The organism is Priestia koreensis (assembly GCF_001274935.1).
Taxonomy (GTDB): Bacteria; Bacillota; Bacilli; order Bacillales; family Bacillaceae_H; genus Bacillus_AG; species Bacillus_AG koreensis.
On the sequence record NZ_LILC01000013.1, the window covers coordinates 609,669 to 627,565 of the forward strand.

Here is a 17,897-nt window from a genome sequence, read left to right on the forward strand (position 1 = left end):
ATTTATGTACTTGTTTTATCACAGTAAGTTTTATTATAGTATAAATTCATCGTAAAAACTATCAAAAGAAAAGTGACGGAAAAGAAAATAAATTCTTCTCCGTCACTTTCTTTGTACCATCTGTTAACTTTACTACCTAGCGCTATTGTAAAAAGAAACGTTGAATATCATTCCACGTTACAACAAGCATTAACAACATTAATAACGCAAAACCAATAAAGTGAACAAGTCCCTCTTTTTGACGATCGACAGGCTTGCCACGTACTGCTTCTACTAAGAAAAATACAAGGCGACCTCCGTCAAGGGCTGGAAGTGGAAGTAAGTTCACAATTCCAAGGTTGATGCTAAGAAGTGCTGCCCATTTAGCTAAGTAATAGATGCCTGATTGAGCGACCTGATCCGTTGATGCATAAATCCCAACAGGACCAGAAAGCATTTTAATTGAAAATTGGCCAGTTATTAGTTTCCCTAAACCGGTAATAATTTCTTTTGTGAACGTATACGTCTCAACAAAACCATTTTTCACTGCGCCTAGCACTGACTTTTCGACAGGCTGATAGACACCGATAATTCCAATGGTTTCATTGCCAACTTTTTTACTTTCTGGCGTAACAGAAATATCCTTTGTTTTCCCGTCGCGTTCTACTTTAAAAGACAGCTCCTCTTCAGGATGCTTTTGAATGGTTTTTACCACATCTGTCCATGATTTCATCGCACTGCCATCAATCGTTTGAACTTTATCACCTGTTTGGAGACCTGACTTTATCGCACTGCCATCTTTCGTAAGTTCTCCCATAATAGGTTTGTCAATCGAATAGCCAGCCGCTAGCCCAATTACTAAGAAGATGACGAACGCTAAAATAAAGTTCATCAGCGGCCCAGCAAAAATCGCCATTGCTCGTTGACCGAGCGTCTTAGAAGCAAATTGACGGTTATACGGAGCAATCTGGACTTCTTCGCCGTCCATTACGAAGTAGCTCTCCTCGCTGATTTCAAAACGCTCTAACTGTTCATCCATCATCGATTCATAACCGGTAATGAACATTTGATGTTCAAGATCTGATTGCTCTACTTCAATACTTTTCGCATCTGGATGCTGATCCTTATTATTTATAATGATGCGGTTTACTTTACCGTCCTGATCAAATTTCAAGCCAACGACTTGTCCTGGCTTAATTTCGATCATTTCTGGATCTTCACCCGCCATTCGCACAAATCCTCCTAATGGTAGGAGACGAATCGTATAGACGGTTTCATTTTTGCGGAAGGATAAAATTTTCGGACCGAATCCAATAGCAAATTCTCGACACATGATACCTGCACGTTTAGCGAAAACCAGATGACCAAGCTCGTGAAAGAATACTAAAGCTCCGAAAATAACAATGAATGCGATAATGGTATTCAGATGCAACGGGTCTTACCCCCTTTTAGTAATTAAAGATTTTACATGATCTCTTGTAAACGAATCTACTTCTTGTATCGTCGGCAAACTTGGATGTTGAATAGCATCGTGAGAAGATAGTGCTTCTTCAATGATGTCTTCGATCTGCAGGAACGACAGCTTATTTGCCAAAAATGCTCCTACTGCTTCTTCATTTGCTGCATTTAAGACCGTTGGCATCGTACCCCCGACTTTTCCAGCATGATAAGCAAGGTCTAAACAACGGAAGCGCTCAAAATCCATTTGTGAAAAATGAAGCGTGGCAATTTCCCACAGCTTTAACTGCTTGGAACCAGCTAACGGAATACGATTCGGATAAGTAAGTGCGTATTGAATCGGTACACGCATATCTGGCGTACCGAGCTGAGCAATGACGCTTGTATCCTTATATTCAACCATAGAGTGAATGATGCTCTCTTTATGAAGAAGAACATCAATTCGTTCATACGGAAGATCAAACAACCAGTGCGCTTCAATTACTTCAAGCCCTTTGTTCATCATGGTTGCTGAGTCAATCGTAATTTTTGCTCCCATTGACCAGTTTGGATGATTTAGAGCATCCTCCACCGTTACGCCGCTTAGCTCACTTCGCGTTTTATCACGGAAACTACCACCAGAGGCTGTTAAAATTAAGCGTTCAATGCTTTCACGCTTTTCTCCCTGTAGACTCTGAAAAATCGCCGAATGCTCGCTATCTACCGGTAGAATGCTAACTCCATACTTTTCTGCTTCTTTCATGACGATATGCCCTGCCGTTACGAGCGTCTCCTTGTTTGCAAGGGCAATGGTTTTACGAGCTCGGATCGCTTCAAGCGTTGGCATCAAACCAACACTTCCTACCACTGCAGTCACAACAACATCTGCTTGTGGATGCGTCGCTACCTCAATTAAGCCCTCCATACCATATACAACACTAATATTGCTGAATTCTACTTTTAATGCCTCACAATCCTCTTTTTTTAGGACTGATACTAGCTTCGGAGAGAATTCATGAATAATTTTTTTTGCTTCTACTATATTATAACCAACTGACATTGAAACAAGACGAAAATCTTCTGGATTGTTTCGAATAACATCTAGTGTTTGGATCCCAATGGAACCTGTCGCACCGAGCAGTGAAATATGCTTCATCGTAATTCCTCCTGTTTCTTCTATCTTTCTATTATGCCATCATTAAGAAATACAGGATAGGTAAAATAAACAACAAACTGTCAAAACGATCGAGAATGCCTCCGTGACCAGGTAATATTTTCCCTGAATCCTTTACCCCGTAATGACGTTTAAAGGCTGACTGAGCTAAATCTCCAATTTGTCCAAAAATGGAAATAACCAATCCGATTAACAGTAAATAGATAAGCGATTGGTCGAGCGGCGCAAAGAAGAAAAACAATGCGGCCACTACTAAAGCACATACGACTCCACCTACCGCGCCTTCAATCGTCTTATTAGGACTAATTTCCGGCCATAGCTTTTTCTTTCCAACTGCGCGTCCCACAAAATAAGCGCCTGAGTCCGTTGCCCAAATAATAAAGAGGGCAAACAATAAATAGACGAGGCCACCGCTTCTAATTTCAAGCATGTAGCAAAAGCCCATCCCGACATAAACCGTCGATAAGAGCGCAAATCCGACTTCATCGAACGTAAAACGATTTTTTGTTAAAACCGAATAAGTTAGGAACAGCAGTACAGCGACTACAATTCCTTCCATTTTGTATGCATGAATGAGCCATGTATGCGGCGCCAGTAAAAGCCACAGCAATAGAAAACTTAGCAGTCCTGGCACTGATACGATACTCATTTTTTTCATTCGTAATAATTCATATAAACCGACTGTTCCTGCAAGATAGATAACAGTGGCAAATGGTATTCCACCTAAATATACTACTGGCACAAAGATTGCAATGGCAATTATGGCCGTAATAATTCGTTGTTTCATAAATTCAACACCTTTTATACTCCACCAAAGCGGCGTCCTCTATTTTGATAATCTTCAACGGCTTGAACAAAAAGGGCATCTGTAAAATCAGGCCATAAAACATCTGTAAACCAAAACTCTGTGTAGGCAAGCTGCCAAAGCATAAAATTGCTTACGCGTAATTCTCCACTTGTTCGAATGAGTAAATCTGGATCTGGAAGCCCACCACTCATCAGATAGGTCGAAAACAGTTCTTCTGACAAAGGCTCCTTCACACGGCCTTCTTGATGATCTTTCATCATTGCTTTCATTGCTTCCATCATCTCATAGCGACTTCCATAATTTAATGCAAAGTTCAAAATGAGACCGGTATTGTGCTTTGTATCATCAATTGCTTGATTCACAGCTTTTAATGTATGAGGAGGTAAAGCAGTCGCATCTCCCATAATTCGCACCTGTACATTTTCTTCAATCAGTTCAGGTAAAAACGTGCCGAGAAATTCCACAGGTAACTTCATTAAAAATTCCACTTCTGGCTTTGGTCTTTTCCAATTTTCTGTTGAAAAAGCATACAGGGTTAGAACTTTTATCCCTAGCTCATTCGCTGTTTTGGTAATGTGTCGGACTACCTTCATTCCCTCATGGTGACCCATGATGCGTGGTAAGGCACGCTTTTGAGCCCAGCGTCCGTTTCCATCCATAATGATGGCCACATGATCTGGAATTTCGGATTTGAGTAGCTCACGTTTTTTTTCTGAAAGGTTACGTACAGCGTCAGATTGATCTTTCTTCCAACGTTGAAATTTTTTAAACATCAAAAGGTCCCCCGTTGTGCCCTTTAGTAATCCATGTTACTAGACATTATTAACAAAAAAACCCCCTGTAAACATAGAGGGTCTTTTACAATATATTTTACAGTGAAAAGGCTTATACTTCCATAATTTCTTTTTCTTTATCTTTTGTAACGGACTCCACTCGAGCAATGTACTCATCTGTTAACTTTTGAATATCATCACCGTAGCTTCTTAAGTCATCTTCAGTGATTTCACCGTTTTTCTCAAGCTTTTTAAGGTTTTCGTTTCCATCACGACGGATGTTACGAACCGCTACTTTTGCTTCTTCAGCATATTTTTTAACAACTTTTGTTAAGTCGCGACGACGTTCTTCTGTTAAAGCTGGAATGCTAAGACGAATGATTGAACCGTCGTTTGTTGGTGTAAGACCTAAATCAGCTCTAAGGATCGCTTTTTCTACCTCACCTAACTGTGACTTATCATAAGGTGTAATAACAAGCATACGAGCTTCTGGAATGCTAATTTGTGCTAGTTGGTTAACAGGTGTTGGTGCACCATAGTATTCAACCGTTACTTTGTCTAAAAGTGATGCACTAGCGCGGCCTGCACGTACTGTAGCTAGTTCACGTTGATAAGCTTGTACAGCTTTTTCCATTTTTTCTTTTGTACTTTGCATAACTTGTTTCGGCATATTATTTCCCCCTCACAATTGTTCCAATATTTTCGCCTTCTACTACTCGCTTAATATTGCCTTCTTCCATAACGGAAAAGACGATAAGCGGGATATCGTTGTCCATACATAAAGAGGATGCTGTTGAATCCATCACAGCTAATCCGTCTTTTAATACATCGATGTAAGATAACGTTTCATACTTCACCGCATCAGGGAATTTAGTAGGGTCGGCACTGTATACGCCATCTACATTATTTTTCGCCATTAAGATCACGTCAGCTTCAATTTCAGCTGCACGTAACGCGGCTGTTGTGTCTGTAGAGAAATATGGATTTCCTGTACCTGCTGCAAAAATAACCACACGCTTTTTCTCAAGATGTCGAATTGCTTTTCGTCTTATGTATGGCTCTGCTACTTGACGCATTTCAATGGATGTTTGAACACGTGTCTCTACGCCTAAGTTTTCCAAGCTATCTTGAAGCGCGAGGGAATTCATCACTGTAGCTAACATTCCCATATAATCTGCATTAGCTCGGTCCATACCCATTTCACTACCGATCTTACCACGCCAGATGTTTCCACCACCAACAACTACCGCGATCTCAATCCCTAGCTCATGGATACCCTTCACTTGCTCTGCAATTGATTTGATGACGCTTGGGTTAATCCCAAACCCCTGATCTCCTGCTAATGCTTCTCCACTTAATTTTAAAACGATACGATCATATTTTGCGCTACTCATGATAAACCTCCATCATCGCATTTACGAACTTTATTTCAAAAATAGGGAACACAATGTGTTCCCTATTCATTCATGGTTTTACTTTTTAACTTGGTTCATAACTTCTTCAGCAAAGTTATCAACGCGTTTTTCAATACCTTCCCCAACTTCATAACGGATGAAGCCTTTTACAGTACCGCCTTTGCTTTCAACAAATTGACGTACTTTTTGGTCAGGGTTTTTAACGAATGCTTGATCTAATAAGCAGATATCTTCGAAGAACTTGCTTAGACGACCTTCAACCATTTTTTCTACGATGTTAGCTGGTTTGCCTTCGTTTAACGCTTGTTGTGTTAATACTTCACGCTCATGAGCTGTTTCTTCTGCAGATACAGCATCACGTGAAACGTATTTAGGGTTGATTGCAGCGATGTGCATAGCAACATCTTTAGCAGCTGCTTCATCAGTAGTACCTTCAACAACTGTTAATACACCAATACGTCCGCCCATGTGTAGGTAAGCACCGAATGCATCAGCATCAGTTTTGCTTACTACTTCAAAACGACGTAGAGATAATTTTTCTCCGATTGTTGCAATTGCAGAGTTGATGTGCTCTTCTACAGAAGCACCGCTTTCCATTTTACCAGCTAATGCTTCTTCAACGTTAGCAGGTTTTGCAGCTAAAAGATAAGCACCAAGTTCTTTTGTAAGCTTTTGGAAACCTTCGTTTTTTGCAACGAAATCAGTTTCAGAGTTAACTTCTAAGATAACCGCTTCGTTCCCTTGTACTTCGATTGCAGCTAAACCTTCAGCAGCGATACGGTCAGCTTTTTTAGCAGCTTTCGCAATCCCTTTTTCACGTAGGAAGTCGATTGCTTTGTCCATATCCCCATCAGTTTCTGTTAAAGCTTTTTTACAGTCCATCATACCAGCACCAGTTTTTTCACGTAACTGTTTAACCATTTGAGCAGTAATTGCCATGTTAATATCCTCCTTAGTAAGATATGTATATTTAAAATAAATATCGTTTTTTTAAAAAAGGTGATAAAAGGCTTTCCCTCTTATCACCTTTCGCTCATTAAGCAGTTGTTGTTTCAGTTTCTGTTTCAGCAACAGGTGCGTTTTCTTCACCTTGTTTGCTTTCAAGAATCGCATCCGCCATTTTACCAGTTAATAGTTTAACTGCGCGAATTGCGTCATCATTTGCAGGGATTACGTAGTCGATTTCATCCGGATCACAGTTTGTATCAACGATACCTACGATAGGGATGTGTAATTTTCTAGCTTCAGCCACTGCGATACGCTCTTTACGAGGGTCGATGATGAATAAAGCATCAGGAAGTTGTTTCATATCTTTGATTCCGCCTAGGAATTTTTCAAGGCGAGCTAATTCTTTGTTAAGTTGTACAACTTCTTTTTTAGGTAATACTTCGAAAGTACCATCTTCACGCATTTTTTCGATGTCTTTAAGACGTTTGATACGTTTTTGGATTGTTTCAAAGTTTGTTAAAGTACCACCTAACCAACGTTGGTTAATGAAGTACATGCCTGAACGTTCAGCTTCTTCTTTAACAGAATCTTGAGCTTGTTTTTTTGTACCAACGAAAAGCATTGTGCCACCGTTAGCTCCTAGCTCTCTTACGAATTGGTAAGCTTCTTCAACTTTCTTCACTGTTTTTTGAAGATCGATGATGTAGATACCGTTACGCTCTGTAAAGATATAACGTTTCATTTTTGGGTTCCAACGGCGAGTTTGGTGACCGAAGTGAACACCAGCTTCAAGTAATTGTTTCATAGAAATTACTGACATGTGTTTTTCCTCCTAGATAAATGGTTTTTAGTTTCCTCCGTTCGTCTCATCTTCAACCAAAACCACAAAATTGCAGCACCAATGATTGAATCAACAAACGTGTGTGATAACACCAAAAACAAATATAGCATAATCAACTATTACAAGCAAGACTATTTTCTTGTTTCTTGTCGAAATCTCAACAATAATTCAAGCTCGGTCTTCCCTTTATGTAAGTATTTAGCAATTTCATCCAAAGTTAAACCTTCCTTTTGTAACGAAATCGCTACCTCTTCTACCTCTTCAACAGAAAGCTTGGCCACTTCTTTTGGAGTAAGCGAACTTCTCGTATGAGACGATTCGTTCTCCTCCACTCGAAGTAATTCCTTCAGATCTTCCTTTGTGGGTTCACTGACCACGTTAATGGTTTTCGGTCTTTCCTGCTGCTTTTCCTGTTTACTACCTAGCTGATTCTGTTTTTCTACCGGTTCACTCTGTTGCTTGTCGTGTTCTACCGGTGAGATCTCTTTTCGTTGCTGAACCACAGCTTCCTTTGTGCGTGGTGACACTTTGGCACGCTCTTCTTTTATTTGCTTTAACAGAAGTTCGTTTTGTTCTTTCATTTCGACAAGCGCACTCGTCATAAATGATTCGGCTTCTTCGACTAGCGCCTTTGTACGCATTTCCGTCTCTTTTAACCGCGTGACGTGGGAATATAAGATCACGATAATAAAGAAGGTAATAGCATGTAAGATAAAACTAATTATAAGAGCAAAACTCATCATAATGAACGTGTCACATCACTTTACTTAATGTTGTTCGTAATTTAAAGATCGCTTTTGAATGGATTTGGGAAATCCTCGACGTGGATAAACCTAGGATTTGACCAATTTCAGTAAACGTTAGCTCTTCTTTGTAAAAAAGGGAGATAACAAGCTGCTCTTTTTCATTAAGGTCTCCGATCATCGTTTCAAGCTCTCGGTAGACTTCTTCCTTAATAATGGCTTCCTCCGGCGAGAGGCCCTTTTCGTCGCGTACCGTATATGATTGAAATTCCCCTTCCTCGGAATCTTTCGGTTGTTCTTCCATCGATAGAACGTTCGCAAAGAATCCTTCGTTCATCGTTTGAACGACTTCCTCTTCCGGCAGTTCAAGTTCTGATGCGATTTCTCTTGCTGTTACGTTACGCAAATATTTTTGCTCAAGCTTTTCAACCGTTGCTTCGATTTTCTTTGATTTCTCCCTGGCACTTCTAGACAGCCAGTCTTCCTTGCGTAGGCCATCTATGATAGCACCTCTAATTCGGAAGGACGCGTACGTATCAAATTTCAGTTCTCGCTCGTAGTCGAACTTTTCTAGGGCATCGTACAAACCTAATAGACCTAAGCTAATCAGCTCATCTCTGTTCACATTTTTCGGTAATGTGATGGAAATCCGCTGAACGTGATAGTACACGAGCGGCATGTATTTTTTAACGAGTACATCACCTGCATGAGGGTCACGTGAATGAATCCATTTCTGCCAGTAGATAAGTTCTTCATTTGATGCCTTGTTAACCAACATAATCCCCCCTTTAAAATGTACGCTTTCGATCACTTGCTTGTTCTTGCATTATAACAAATTTTTAACTTCTTTATGAAAACGAGGAGCCTTTTTCCAATAGTTGAGCCAAAAGAACTAGGCGTTTTTCGACAAAATACGCTTGGTCATGGTTTTTTACCAGCTTACACAATTAAAATATACAAACTAATCGCCCTTTGCTCATTCATTTCAGGAAGTGAAATGTGATAAACATTGGGCGATTCGTACAATCATTAAATTTCAAATGTTCCTTGATGAACCTTCCGGATTTGAAGCATTCCGCTTGCAGGGTCAAATTCAATTGTTCGCCCATTGTTCCCGCCCACGTCTTTTGCCTGGATGGGGATATGTAACTTCATCAGCTCCGCTTCCACCGCTTCGACATTACGTGGACCAATTCTCATTAAGTCATTTGAGGAGTGAAATTGAAACATTTGCGCTCCTCCTGCTAATTTCGCTTTTAAGAACGCCTTTCTTGCACCCTTTCGAAGCAACTCTTCTACTAATGCCTTCACCGCTGTATCGGCGTACTTCGCAACATTTAGCTCATTTAGTTTTGCTAATGAAGAATCCGGTAACATGATGTGCGCTAAGCCTGCAATTCGGTTATGAAGGTCATAAATCACCACGCCCACACATGAACCTAGTCCTGATGTTCGAATATGGTCAGGCGCGGTTACAATATTCATATCTGAAATTCCTACTTTGATGACGTTCGTGTCATATAGCATTCTATTGAACTCCAAGAGACGAAAAGATTTTCGGGATAGATTCAGGATCTGGAATTAATAGAAAGTGACCGTTCAGTTCATGTACGTTATTTTTATCGCCGTCTGTTAAAACGGTATCAATCATGATCGCCATATCGCCTTCATAGGAGGCCTGTAATAGACCGTTGCTTAAAATTGCGCCTACCATATCAATGCTTATACTTGGAACAGACTGAGAAAGTCGCAGTTTGGTAAAATCAGAGAAGGATGACAAATACGAACCCGCTAAAATATTTCCCATTTCCTTTAATGCAGAAAGCGCCATTTCATTGTAAGGAAATTGCTGAAACGTAATTTTCTGGTCCTGCAGAAGCTCTTGCACAAATGTTGTCGCATCTTCAATGGACAGCAAAAAGAACATCCCGCCAGAAACATCGCCTTCAAACCGCAAAAAACTGCTTGAGACAACTTGCTCAGAGCCCCCCATTAAGTTCATTCCTTCCTCAAACGTTACGACTTTCACATGAGGAACCTGCATATCAATTCGTCTACTTAAAAGCGTTGATAAAGCTGTTGCAGCATGACCAGCGCCAATATTACAAATTTCTTTTAATAAATCAATGTGATGAGGTTCAAGAGACCCATAATTCATCACGCTTATCCTTCCACTTCTGCAGCGTCAATCTCTAAAATCTTGTGCAGGTTTAGTAGGATTAGTAGACGTTGCTCAACTTTTACTACGCCGTTCAAATAATCCACTTCAATGCCATCGACAATTTCTGGTGCAGGCTCAATGGTACTTGAATCAATATCAATGACGTCGTTCGCACTTTCCACAATAAGTCCCACTTCAATTTCACCTACGGCTGCAATGATGATGCGCGTGTGATCCGTATAAGGAATTTCTTCTAGGTCAAATCGTGCGCGAAGGTCAATAATAGGCGTTACGACTCCTCTTAAATTAATAACTCCTTTTATATAGGAAGTCGTGCGGGGAACACGAGTGATGTGCTGCATCTTTTCAATTCCTCTGACCTGTTGCACAGGGATTCCGTATTCTTCATTGTGAAGCTGAAACACAATTACTTTCATATCCATCTTTGTCATCGTCTCCTCTCTATCTATGCGATTATTTAATCAGTGCATTGCAGTCAATAATTAACGCCACTTGACCGTCTCCTAAAATCGTAGCACCGGAGATGGCAAACACAGTAGACAAGTAATCTCCTAGTGACTTCAACACAACCTCTTGCTGTCCGATGAAGGAGTCCACCATTAGTCCAGCCATTTTATCTCCCTTGCGAACGATGACAACCGAATGCAGCTCATCTTCTTCAACATTTGGCACTTCAAAGATTCGTTTCAAATCAATGAGAGGGACAATTTTCCCTCGGAAATCAATCACCTTTTGATTATGCGCATATAATATTTGGTCATTTTTCACAATGGCCGTTTCAATAATCGATGATAATGGAATCGCATATTTTTCTGTTCCCATTTCAACAAGAAGAACGGAAATAATGGATAACGTAAGCGGTAATTGAATAGAGAAAACCGATCCCTTTCCGAGCGTTGATTCAATCGTAATGCTCCCGCCAAGCGACTCAATCGTATTTTTTACCACATCAAGGCCAACGCCTCGTCCTGAAATATCAGAGATTTTGTCAGCCGTTGAGAAACCAGATGCTAAAATCAAATCGTATACCTGGCTGTTCGTCATCGCTGCTCCTGCTTGAGCGGTGACTAATCCTTTTCGAATCGCCGTATTTAATACTTTTTCACGATCAATACCATGACCATCATCTTCGATTTCAATAAATACATGATTTCCACTATGATAGGCTTTCAGGCGAATTGTGCCTTCTTCACGTTTTCCAGTTTCTTTTCGAACGTCTGGCATTTCTACCCCATGGTCGATAGCGTTACGCAATAAGTGGACGAGCGGGTCTCCAATCTCATCAATAACCGTGCGATCAAGCTCTGTTTCTGCCCCGACAATTTCAAGGTTTACTTTTTTGCCTAGATCTTTCGCAAGCTGTCTCACCATACGTGGGAAACGATTAAAGACGGTTTCAACCGGAACCATGCGCATATTTAAAATAATACTTTGAAGGTCGCCTGAAATTCGAGACATACGTTCAACCGTTTCATTTAGTTCGCTATTGTTAAGATTCTTTGAAATTTGCTCTAGACGCCCTCGGTCAATGACGAGCTCTTCGAATAAATTCATTAAGCTATCCAAGCGCTCAATATTTACACGAATGGTTTTTTGCCCCTGCTGCTTTCCTACAGATGTTTTTTTCGGATTCGCTGCTTCTTCGTGTTGCGGCTCTACTTCAATTGCTTGTAGCTGTTCTTGAACTTCTTCTACAAACGTTAATTCTTCTGTTTCGATTTGAACGATGTTAACTCGAACATCCTCCACCTCGGACACTTTTAAAATTCGTTTTTTTAGTTCTTCTTTTTCTACTTTTGTTAAAACCGTTACGGTAAATTCATGCCCAAACTTTTCTTCCTCAAGCTTTTGTGTCTCAGGAACCGATTTAATAACTTCCCCGACCTGCTCAAGTACGTCAAATACCATGTACACACGGGCTGCTTTTAATAAACAAGCTTCGCTAAGACGGACAACAATTTCATAAGGTACAAACCCCTGCTCCATTGACTGCATCATTACTGTACGTTCGAACGGATCGTATGTCATCGGTCCTTCTTGAACCACAGCCTCCTGCTCTAGGCTTTCCGCGCTAGCGGCAGGTATCGACTCTCCCGTCTCAATCGCATGAAGCTGAGCCACTACTATGCTTACATCTCGCTTGCCGTCGCCTCCTGATGAGATTGATTCCACCATCGCCTCTAAATCATCCACAGAAGCAAACAGCACGTCTAAAATTTGCGATGACGGCTGTAGCTTGTGATTTCGAATGGCGTCTAATACATTTTCCATTTTATGTGTCAAATTCGCTAAATCTTCAAAGCCCATCGTTGCGGACATTCCTTTTAGCGTATGAGCGGAACGGAAAATTTCATTGACGATCGTTAAATTATCGGGTTGCTTTTCTAATTCTAGCAGTTGATCGTTAACGTTTTGCAGATGCTCCTTACTTTCTTCAATGAATACCTCTAGATATTGATTTAACTCCATTTTAATTGCCCCCTCTGTTCCACTGTACGACAGTATGAACGATTGCCTCTCCAATATCGTGGAGATCTTTGATTTCATCAACAAGATTAGTTGCTACCGCTGCTTTGGGCATGCCGTACACAACTGATGTTTTTTCTGACTCAGCTATCACCTTTGTATGGCCTGTTTGTTTTAGCTTTTTCATTCCTTCTGTTCCATCTGATCCCATACCAGTTAAAATAACCGCTAATTTCTGGTAACCTTGAATCAAGCTGACGGTTTCAAATAAGACATCCACAGCTGGACGATGTCCTCTTAGCGGTGGGGTTTCATCCGTTGTAATCGCAAGAGTCGTACCCATCTTTTTAACGGTTGTATGAAAACCACCCGGAGCAATATAGGCGACCCCCGGCTTTAGAATTTCACCATTTTCCGCTTCTTTTACGTGAATTTGACATAGGCTATCCAAACGATTAGCGAGTGACTTCGTAAATCCAGCGGGCATATGTTGCACAATTACAATCGGTGCCTGAAAATGTTGAGGAAGCTTTGTTAGCACTTCTTGAAGCGCTCTTGGTCCTCCTGTTGATGAGCCTATACACACAATCGGCTTTAAACTAATTGTACTCTTTTTTAACTCTTTAGATAGTTCTATTTTACTATTAATTTCCGTTTTCTCACTATCTTGTTTATGTGTACGGTCAATTGTTTGCTTCATTGAAATGATGTTCGCCCGACTCGCCAATATTACTTTTGAAATGAGCTCCTCTTTTATCTTGTGAAGATCTAATGAAATGGAGCCTGACGGTTTGGCAATAAATTCGATCGCTCCGTATTGCATCGCAACAATCGTATTATAAGCCCCTTCATATGTAGTGCTTGAGAGCATAATCACGGGAACAGGGCTATGCTTCATTAACGTTTCTAACATCTGAAGTCCATTCATAACAGGCATCTCGACATCAAGCGTCACAACATCAGGGTGCAACGAGGCGACTTTCTTTAATCCATCTTCTCCGTTTCTCGCTGTTCCGACCACTTCAATACGTTCGTCTTCACTTAAAAAATCCGTTACTAACTTCCTCATAAATGCTGAGTCATCAACAATAAGCACCCTAATCTTCTTCAAAATCATTTCCTACCTTTCTAGGAAAAATTGTTTTAAGCGTTTTAAAAAGCCCCCCTGTATTTCGAGACCTTCTTCCCTTTGTAGATCCTCCTCGTACGCCATCTTCAGAATAGAGCGGCTAGCAGGAGAAGCAACTCTGGAAAGGATAAAAGGCGTACGAGCCATCACCGCCTGACTTACCGACCGATCATTGGGGATAATCCCCAATAATTTAATGTCCTTACCCAAAAACTTGTTCACGACGGTTTCTAATCGGTTGAATGTAAGAACGCCCTCTTGCTTTGTATCGGCTCGATTGACGATAATATCAATCTTTCCCGTCACCCTATTCGCTGAAAAAAGCTTAATTGCAGCATAGGCATCCATAAGGGCCGTCGGCTCTGGAGTTGTTACGACAACAATTTTGCTCACAGCTTTCAAAAAACGAACATAACTCTCTGACATTCCTGCTCCTAAATCAAACATAAAATAGTCATAGTCATGAGCGATTGTTTCCATTTCTTGAATCAAGTAATGAATTTTTTCAGCCGTAAACTCTAGTATATTCACAAGACCCGTTCCTCCTGCTACATACGAGAGGTTATGCGGTCCCTTTTGAATAAGTGCCTCGAGACGATCTCCGTTTTCAAACATGTTAACGATGGTTTTTGAAGAGGTGGTTCCTAGTAGCATGTCAATGTTACCCATGCCTATATCTAAATCAAAAAGAAGCACTTTTTTCCCTTTTTTACACTGTGCTAAAGCAAAATTGAGTAAAAAATTTGACTTTCCTACCCCTCCCTTTCCACTAACAACAGCCATTGTTTTGAGGGGGGAACGTTCACTCATTTGTTGCATTTGCATTCTTAATTGCTCCGCTTGATCATGCATCTCGCTCTTCTCCTAATAGAGTTTTAGCAATGTATGAAGCACTTGGTGCAAAAATATCGTCCGGCACGTTTTGTCCGTTTGTAATATAGGCAAGTGGTTGTTGATGATGAAACGTAAAATTAAGCGCTGCTCCTAAAATATCCGTCTCTTCTGATTTAGTGAGAATAATAGAATCCACGCCAATCGTCTGGAACTGTTTGTATACACGAACCATATCTCGATACCTAGCTGTTAGCGCTAAGACGAGTACTTTTTCAACCTCGTTTTCATAATGAACAATTTCTTTCAACTGATCGATGTATTTTTCTTCTTTAAAGTTACGACCAGCAGTGTCAATAAACACATAATCGTAGTCCTGAAATTTGCGGATCGCCTCTTTAAAATCATCGCGATTGTAGCAAACCTCTACAGGAACATTTAAAATATACGCATATGTCCGAAGCTGTTCAACAGCGCCAATACGGTACGTATCCGTTGTAATAAACGCGATTTTTTTTTGATGCTCGATGACGTACTTTGAGGCAATTTTAGCGAGCGTTGTCGTTTTCCCCACTCCTGTAGGACCAACAAGCATAATATATTTTTTGGGAAATAATCGCCTTTCTTCTACATAAGGCGCGATTTTCTGCTGAATCCATTCATTTGCTTTTTGATAGACTTCTGAAGGATTTGTTTCTGCTAAATCATTTTCTAGATGTTGCAAAACTGAAGCTGCCACTTCGTGTTCTCGAAGTGATTGAAGCAAATGTTGTAAAGCAGGTGTTGCGCGCGAAGATTTGCTTCGCTCGGCTTCCTCTGCTTCTCGCTTTCTTTTTAGTTCATCTAGCTGCTTCATGATACCTAATTCATCTGACGTCACAGCCTCTGTCATTGGCGATGGCGTTACTTCTGCTTTCATCGCTTCTTTCTTTTGAAAAGCAGGTGTGACATCAACACCTGCTACTACTTCTACCTGCTTTTTAGCAAATAATCCTAAAATCCCTCCCATACGAAGGGGTTTTGAATTTAGAATAACGGCTTGTGAACCGAGTTCATTACGAATCAGCCTCATCGCTTCTGGCATAGACGGTGCTACATATCGTTTTATTTTCATGCTACGTTCACCACCCCAACACTTTGCACTTCGATTGTTGCTTCTAATTCGTTATATGATAGAACAGCCACGTGTGGCAAATACCGTTCAATTAACTGTCTTACGTACATCCGAACAGCCGGCGAACATAAAATAATCGGCGTTTGTGCATGAATAGCCATTTGTTCTACCTGTTGCGCAATATTTTCAAGAAGCGCCTGTGACGACTGTGGATCTAGAGATAAATAATTTCCATGCTCCGTTTGCTGTACACCTTCAGCAAGTATTTTTTCGGCACGACCCGATAGTGTGACAACCTTCAACGATTGCTCATCTGTCATATACTGATTTGTAATTTGGCGTGAAAGGCCTTGTCGTACATATTCCGTTAGTAAGTCGGTGTCATTTGTCATCTTCCCGTAGTCAGCTAACGTTTCAAAAATAACCGGTAAATTCCGAATCGATATCTTCTCTTTTAAAAGATTCGCTAACACGCGCTGAACCTCTCCTACCGATAGAGGCGATGGCGTGACTTCATCAACAATAATTGGATACGTTTCTTTCATATGATCAATTAGCTGCTTCGTTTCTTGACGACCAAGTAGCTCATGTGCGTATGCTTTAATAATTTCGGTAATATGAGTCGAAACGACCGACGGCGGATCGACAACCGTGTAGCCCATCATCTCAGCCTCCTCTTTCACCGACTCTGTAATCCATTTTGCCGGCATGTTAAACGCTGGTTCGACTGTTGGAATTCCCTCGATAAGATCATCATCATTTCCTGGACTAATGGCTAAATAATGATCGAGCAACAATTCACCTGTGGCCATCTCACTTCCTTTAATTTTCAAGCGATATTCATTTGGCTGTAGCTGAATGTTATCTCGAATTCTGACAACCGGAATAACCAGTCCCATTTCAAGAGCGAGCTGCCTACGAATCATGACGATCCGGTCTAAAAGGTCTCCCCCTTGATTCGTATCAGCCAACGGAATTAATCCATAACCAAATTCAAATTCAATGGGATCAACACTCAAGAGGTTTACTACACTTTCTGGACTCTTCATTTCATCAGCTTGAATTTCTTCATCCATTTCTGCCGTATCCGTAGGATCAGCTGGCTTACGTGCTCTAGAGATAAAATAACCTCCCACAGCTAAAAGACCACCAATTGGTAGCGTAATAATATCGTTAATCGGTGTGACAAGACCTAATAATATGATGGTTGCACCTGTTACATATAGCATGGTTGGAAATGCAAACAATTGGCTCGTAATATCTTGGCCAAGATTTCCATTTGATGCCGCTCGTGTGACAATAATTCCTGTTGCGGTTGAAATCATTAAGGCTGGAATTTGACTCACAAGACCGTCCCCTACCGATAAGAGAGTAAAAGTTTGCGAAGCTTCAGTTAGAGACATATCCATTTGCACCATTCCAATTATCATTCCAAATAAGACGTTGATAATGGTAATAATGATGCCGGCAATTGCGTCCCCTTTTACAAACTTACTCGCTCCGTCCATGGAGCCGTAAAAGTCTGCTTCACGCTGAATTTTCTCCCGTCGCTCAATAGCCTGGTGCTCAGAAATGGCGCCAGCGTTCAAATCCGCATCAATACTCATTTGTTTCCCAGGCATCGCGTCCAACGTAAAGCGCGCTGCTACTTCCGATACGCGCTCAGCACCTTTTGTGATAACAATAAATTGAATGATAATTAAGATGATAAAAACAACAAAACCAACGAGCGCATTGCCGCCAATAACGAAGTGACCGAACGTTTCAACAACGCCTCCACCTTCCCCCGTCCCTAAAATGGCTCGAGTAGTAGAGACATTTAACCCGAGACGAAAAAGAGTTAACACTAATAGTAGTGACGGAAACACGGAGAGTTCAAGCGGTTCCTTCATATTCATAGAGACCAGCAATACTAAAAGCGCAAGAGAAATATTTAACATGATTAAAATACTTAATAACCACGTCGGTAATGGAATGACGAGCATAATGATGATTAATACAACACCTAAAATAACGGGAAAATCTCTTGCTTGCATCTGTTATTCTCTCCTTACACA

18 protein-coding genes are annotated in these 17,897 nt (G+C 40.8%); all 18 read right to left on the minus strand.

Annotated features, from left to right (window positions below; all coding sequences use genetic code 11):
- Positions 1-142 precede the first annotated feature (142 nt).
- Positions 143-1,405 carry an RIP metalloprotease RseP gene (gene rseP, locus AMD01_RS12215; RefSeq protein ID WP_053401776.1) on the minus strand — a complete coding sequence of 421 codons (1,263 nt, stop codon included), beginning with the start codon at positions 1,403-1,405 and terminating at the stop codon, positions 143-145.
- A 12-nt stretch (positions 1,406-1,417) separates the two neighbouring features.
- Positions 1,418-2,572, minus strand: a complete 1,155-nt coding sequence (gene dxr, locus AMD01_RS12220; RefSeq protein WP_053401676.1) for a 1-deoxy-D-xylulose-5-phosphate reductoisomerase — start codon at positions 2,570-2,572, stop codon at positions 1,418-1,420.
- 31 nt (positions 2,573-2,603) lie between these two features.
- Positions 2,604-3,377 (minus strand): phosphatidate cytidylyltransferase, encoded by a 774-nt coding sequence (locus AMD01_RS12225; RefSeq protein WP_053401677.1) that lies wholly within the window; start codon positions 3,375-3,377, stop codon positions 2,604-2,606.
- Positions 3,378-3,391: 14 nt separating this feature from the next.
- Positions 3,392-4,171, minus strand: coding sequence for an undecaprenyl pyrophosphate synthase (locus AMD01_RS12230; RefSeq protein ID WP_053401678.1), 780 nt, complete (start codon positions 4,169-4,171; stop codon positions 3,392-3,394).
- A 112-nt stretch (positions 4,172-4,283) separates the two neighbouring features.
- A complete protein-coding gene (frr, locus tag AMD01_RS12235; protein WP_053401679.1) occupies positions 4,284-4,841 on the minus strand; it encodes a ribosome recycling factor in 558 nt (185 codons plus the stop codon).
- A gap of 1 nt (position 4,842) precedes the next feature.
- Positions 4,843-5,565 carry a UMP kinase gene (pyrH, locus tag AMD01_RS12240; protein ID WP_053401680.1) on the minus strand — a complete coding sequence of 241 codons (723 nt, stop codon included), beginning with the start codon at positions 5,563-5,565 and terminating at the stop codon, positions 4,843-4,845.
- Positions 5,566-5,643: 78 nt separating this feature from the next.
- The gene (gene tsf / locus AMD01_RS12245) at positions 5,644-6,525 is read right to left on the minus strand and encodes a translation elongation factor Ts (RefSeq protein WP_053401681.1); all 882 of its coding nucleotides are present in this window, start codon (positions 6,523-6,525) and stop codon (positions 5,644-5,646) included.
- Positions 6,526-6,622: 97 nt separating this feature from the next.
- Positions 6,623-7,354 (minus strand): 30S ribosomal protein S2, encoded by a 732-nt coding sequence (gene rpsB, locus AMD01_RS12250; RefSeq protein ID WP_053401682.1) that lies wholly within the window; start codon positions 7,352-7,354, stop codon positions 6,623-6,625.
- Positions 7,355-7,506: 152 nt separating this feature from the next.
- Positions 7,507-8,118, minus strand: a complete 612-nt coding sequence (locus AMD01_RS12255; RefSeq protein ID WP_169775958.1) for a hypothetical protein — start codon at positions 8,116-8,118, stop codon at positions 7,507-7,509.
- A 10-nt stretch (positions 8,119-8,128) separates the two neighbouring features.
- Positions 8,129-8,896 carry a FliA/WhiG family RNA polymerase sigma factor gene (locus AMD01_RS12260; RefSeq protein WP_083446529.1) on the minus strand — a complete coding sequence of 256 codons (768 nt, stop codon included), beginning with the start codon at positions 8,894-8,896 and terminating at the stop codon, positions 8,129-8,131.
- 251 nt (positions 8,897-9,147) lie between these two features.
- Positions 9,148-9,645, minus strand: a complete 498-nt coding sequence (locus tag AMD01_RS12265) for a chemotaxis protein CheD (protein ID WP_053401685.1) — start codon at positions 9,643-9,645, stop codon at positions 9,148-9,150.
- Position 9,646: 1 nt separating this feature from the next.
- On the minus strand, positions 9,647-10,276 hold the full coding sequence (locus AMD01_RS12270) for a chemotaxis protein CheC (protein WP_053401777.1): 630 nt from the start codon (positions 10,274-10,276) through the stop codon (positions 9,647-9,649).
- Between the two features lie 5 nt (positions 10,277-10,281).
- Positions 10,282-10,731 carry a chemotaxis protein CheW gene (locus AMD01_RS12275; RefSeq protein WP_053401686.1) on the minus strand — a complete coding sequence of 150 codons (450 nt, stop codon included), beginning with the start codon at positions 10,729-10,731 and terminating at the stop codon, positions 10,282-10,284.
- A 22-nt stretch (positions 10,732-10,753) separates the two neighbouring features.
- Positions 10,754-12,769 (minus strand): chemotaxis protein CheA, encoded by a 2,016-nt coding sequence (locus AMD01_RS12280; RefSeq protein ID WP_053401687.1) that lies wholly within the window; start codon positions 12,767-12,769, stop codon positions 10,754-10,756.
- Between the two features lies 1 nt (position 12,770).
- Complete coding sequence (locus AMD01_RS12285; protein ID WP_053401778.1) at positions 12,771-13,877, minus strand: protein-glutamate methylesterase/protein-glutamine glutaminase; 1,107 nt, start codon at positions 13,875-13,877, stop codon at positions 12,771-12,773.
- A 9-nt stretch (positions 13,878-13,886) separates the two neighbouring features.
- Positions 13,887-14,747: a MinD/ParA family protein gene (locus AMD01_RS12290; protein WP_053401688.1), complete on the minus strand. Its 861-nt coding sequence runs from the start codon at positions 14,745-14,747 to the stop codon at positions 13,887-13,889.
- A complete protein-coding gene (gene flhF, locus AMD01_RS12295; RefSeq protein ID WP_053401689.1) occupies positions 14,740-15,840 on the minus strand; it encodes a flagellar biosynthesis GTPase FlhF in 1,101 nt (366 codons plus the stop codon). The genes AMD01_RS12290 and flhF overlap by 8 nt, the downstream gene beginning before the upstream one ends.
- Positions 15,837-17,876, minus strand: coding sequence for a flagellar biosynthesis protein FlhA (gene flhA, locus AMD01_RS12300; protein WP_053401690.1), 2,040 nt, complete (start codon positions 17,874-17,876; stop codon positions 15,837-15,839). The genes flhF and flhA overlap by 4 nt, the downstream gene beginning before the upstream one ends.
- Positions 17,877-17,897 lie beyond the last annotated feature (21 nt).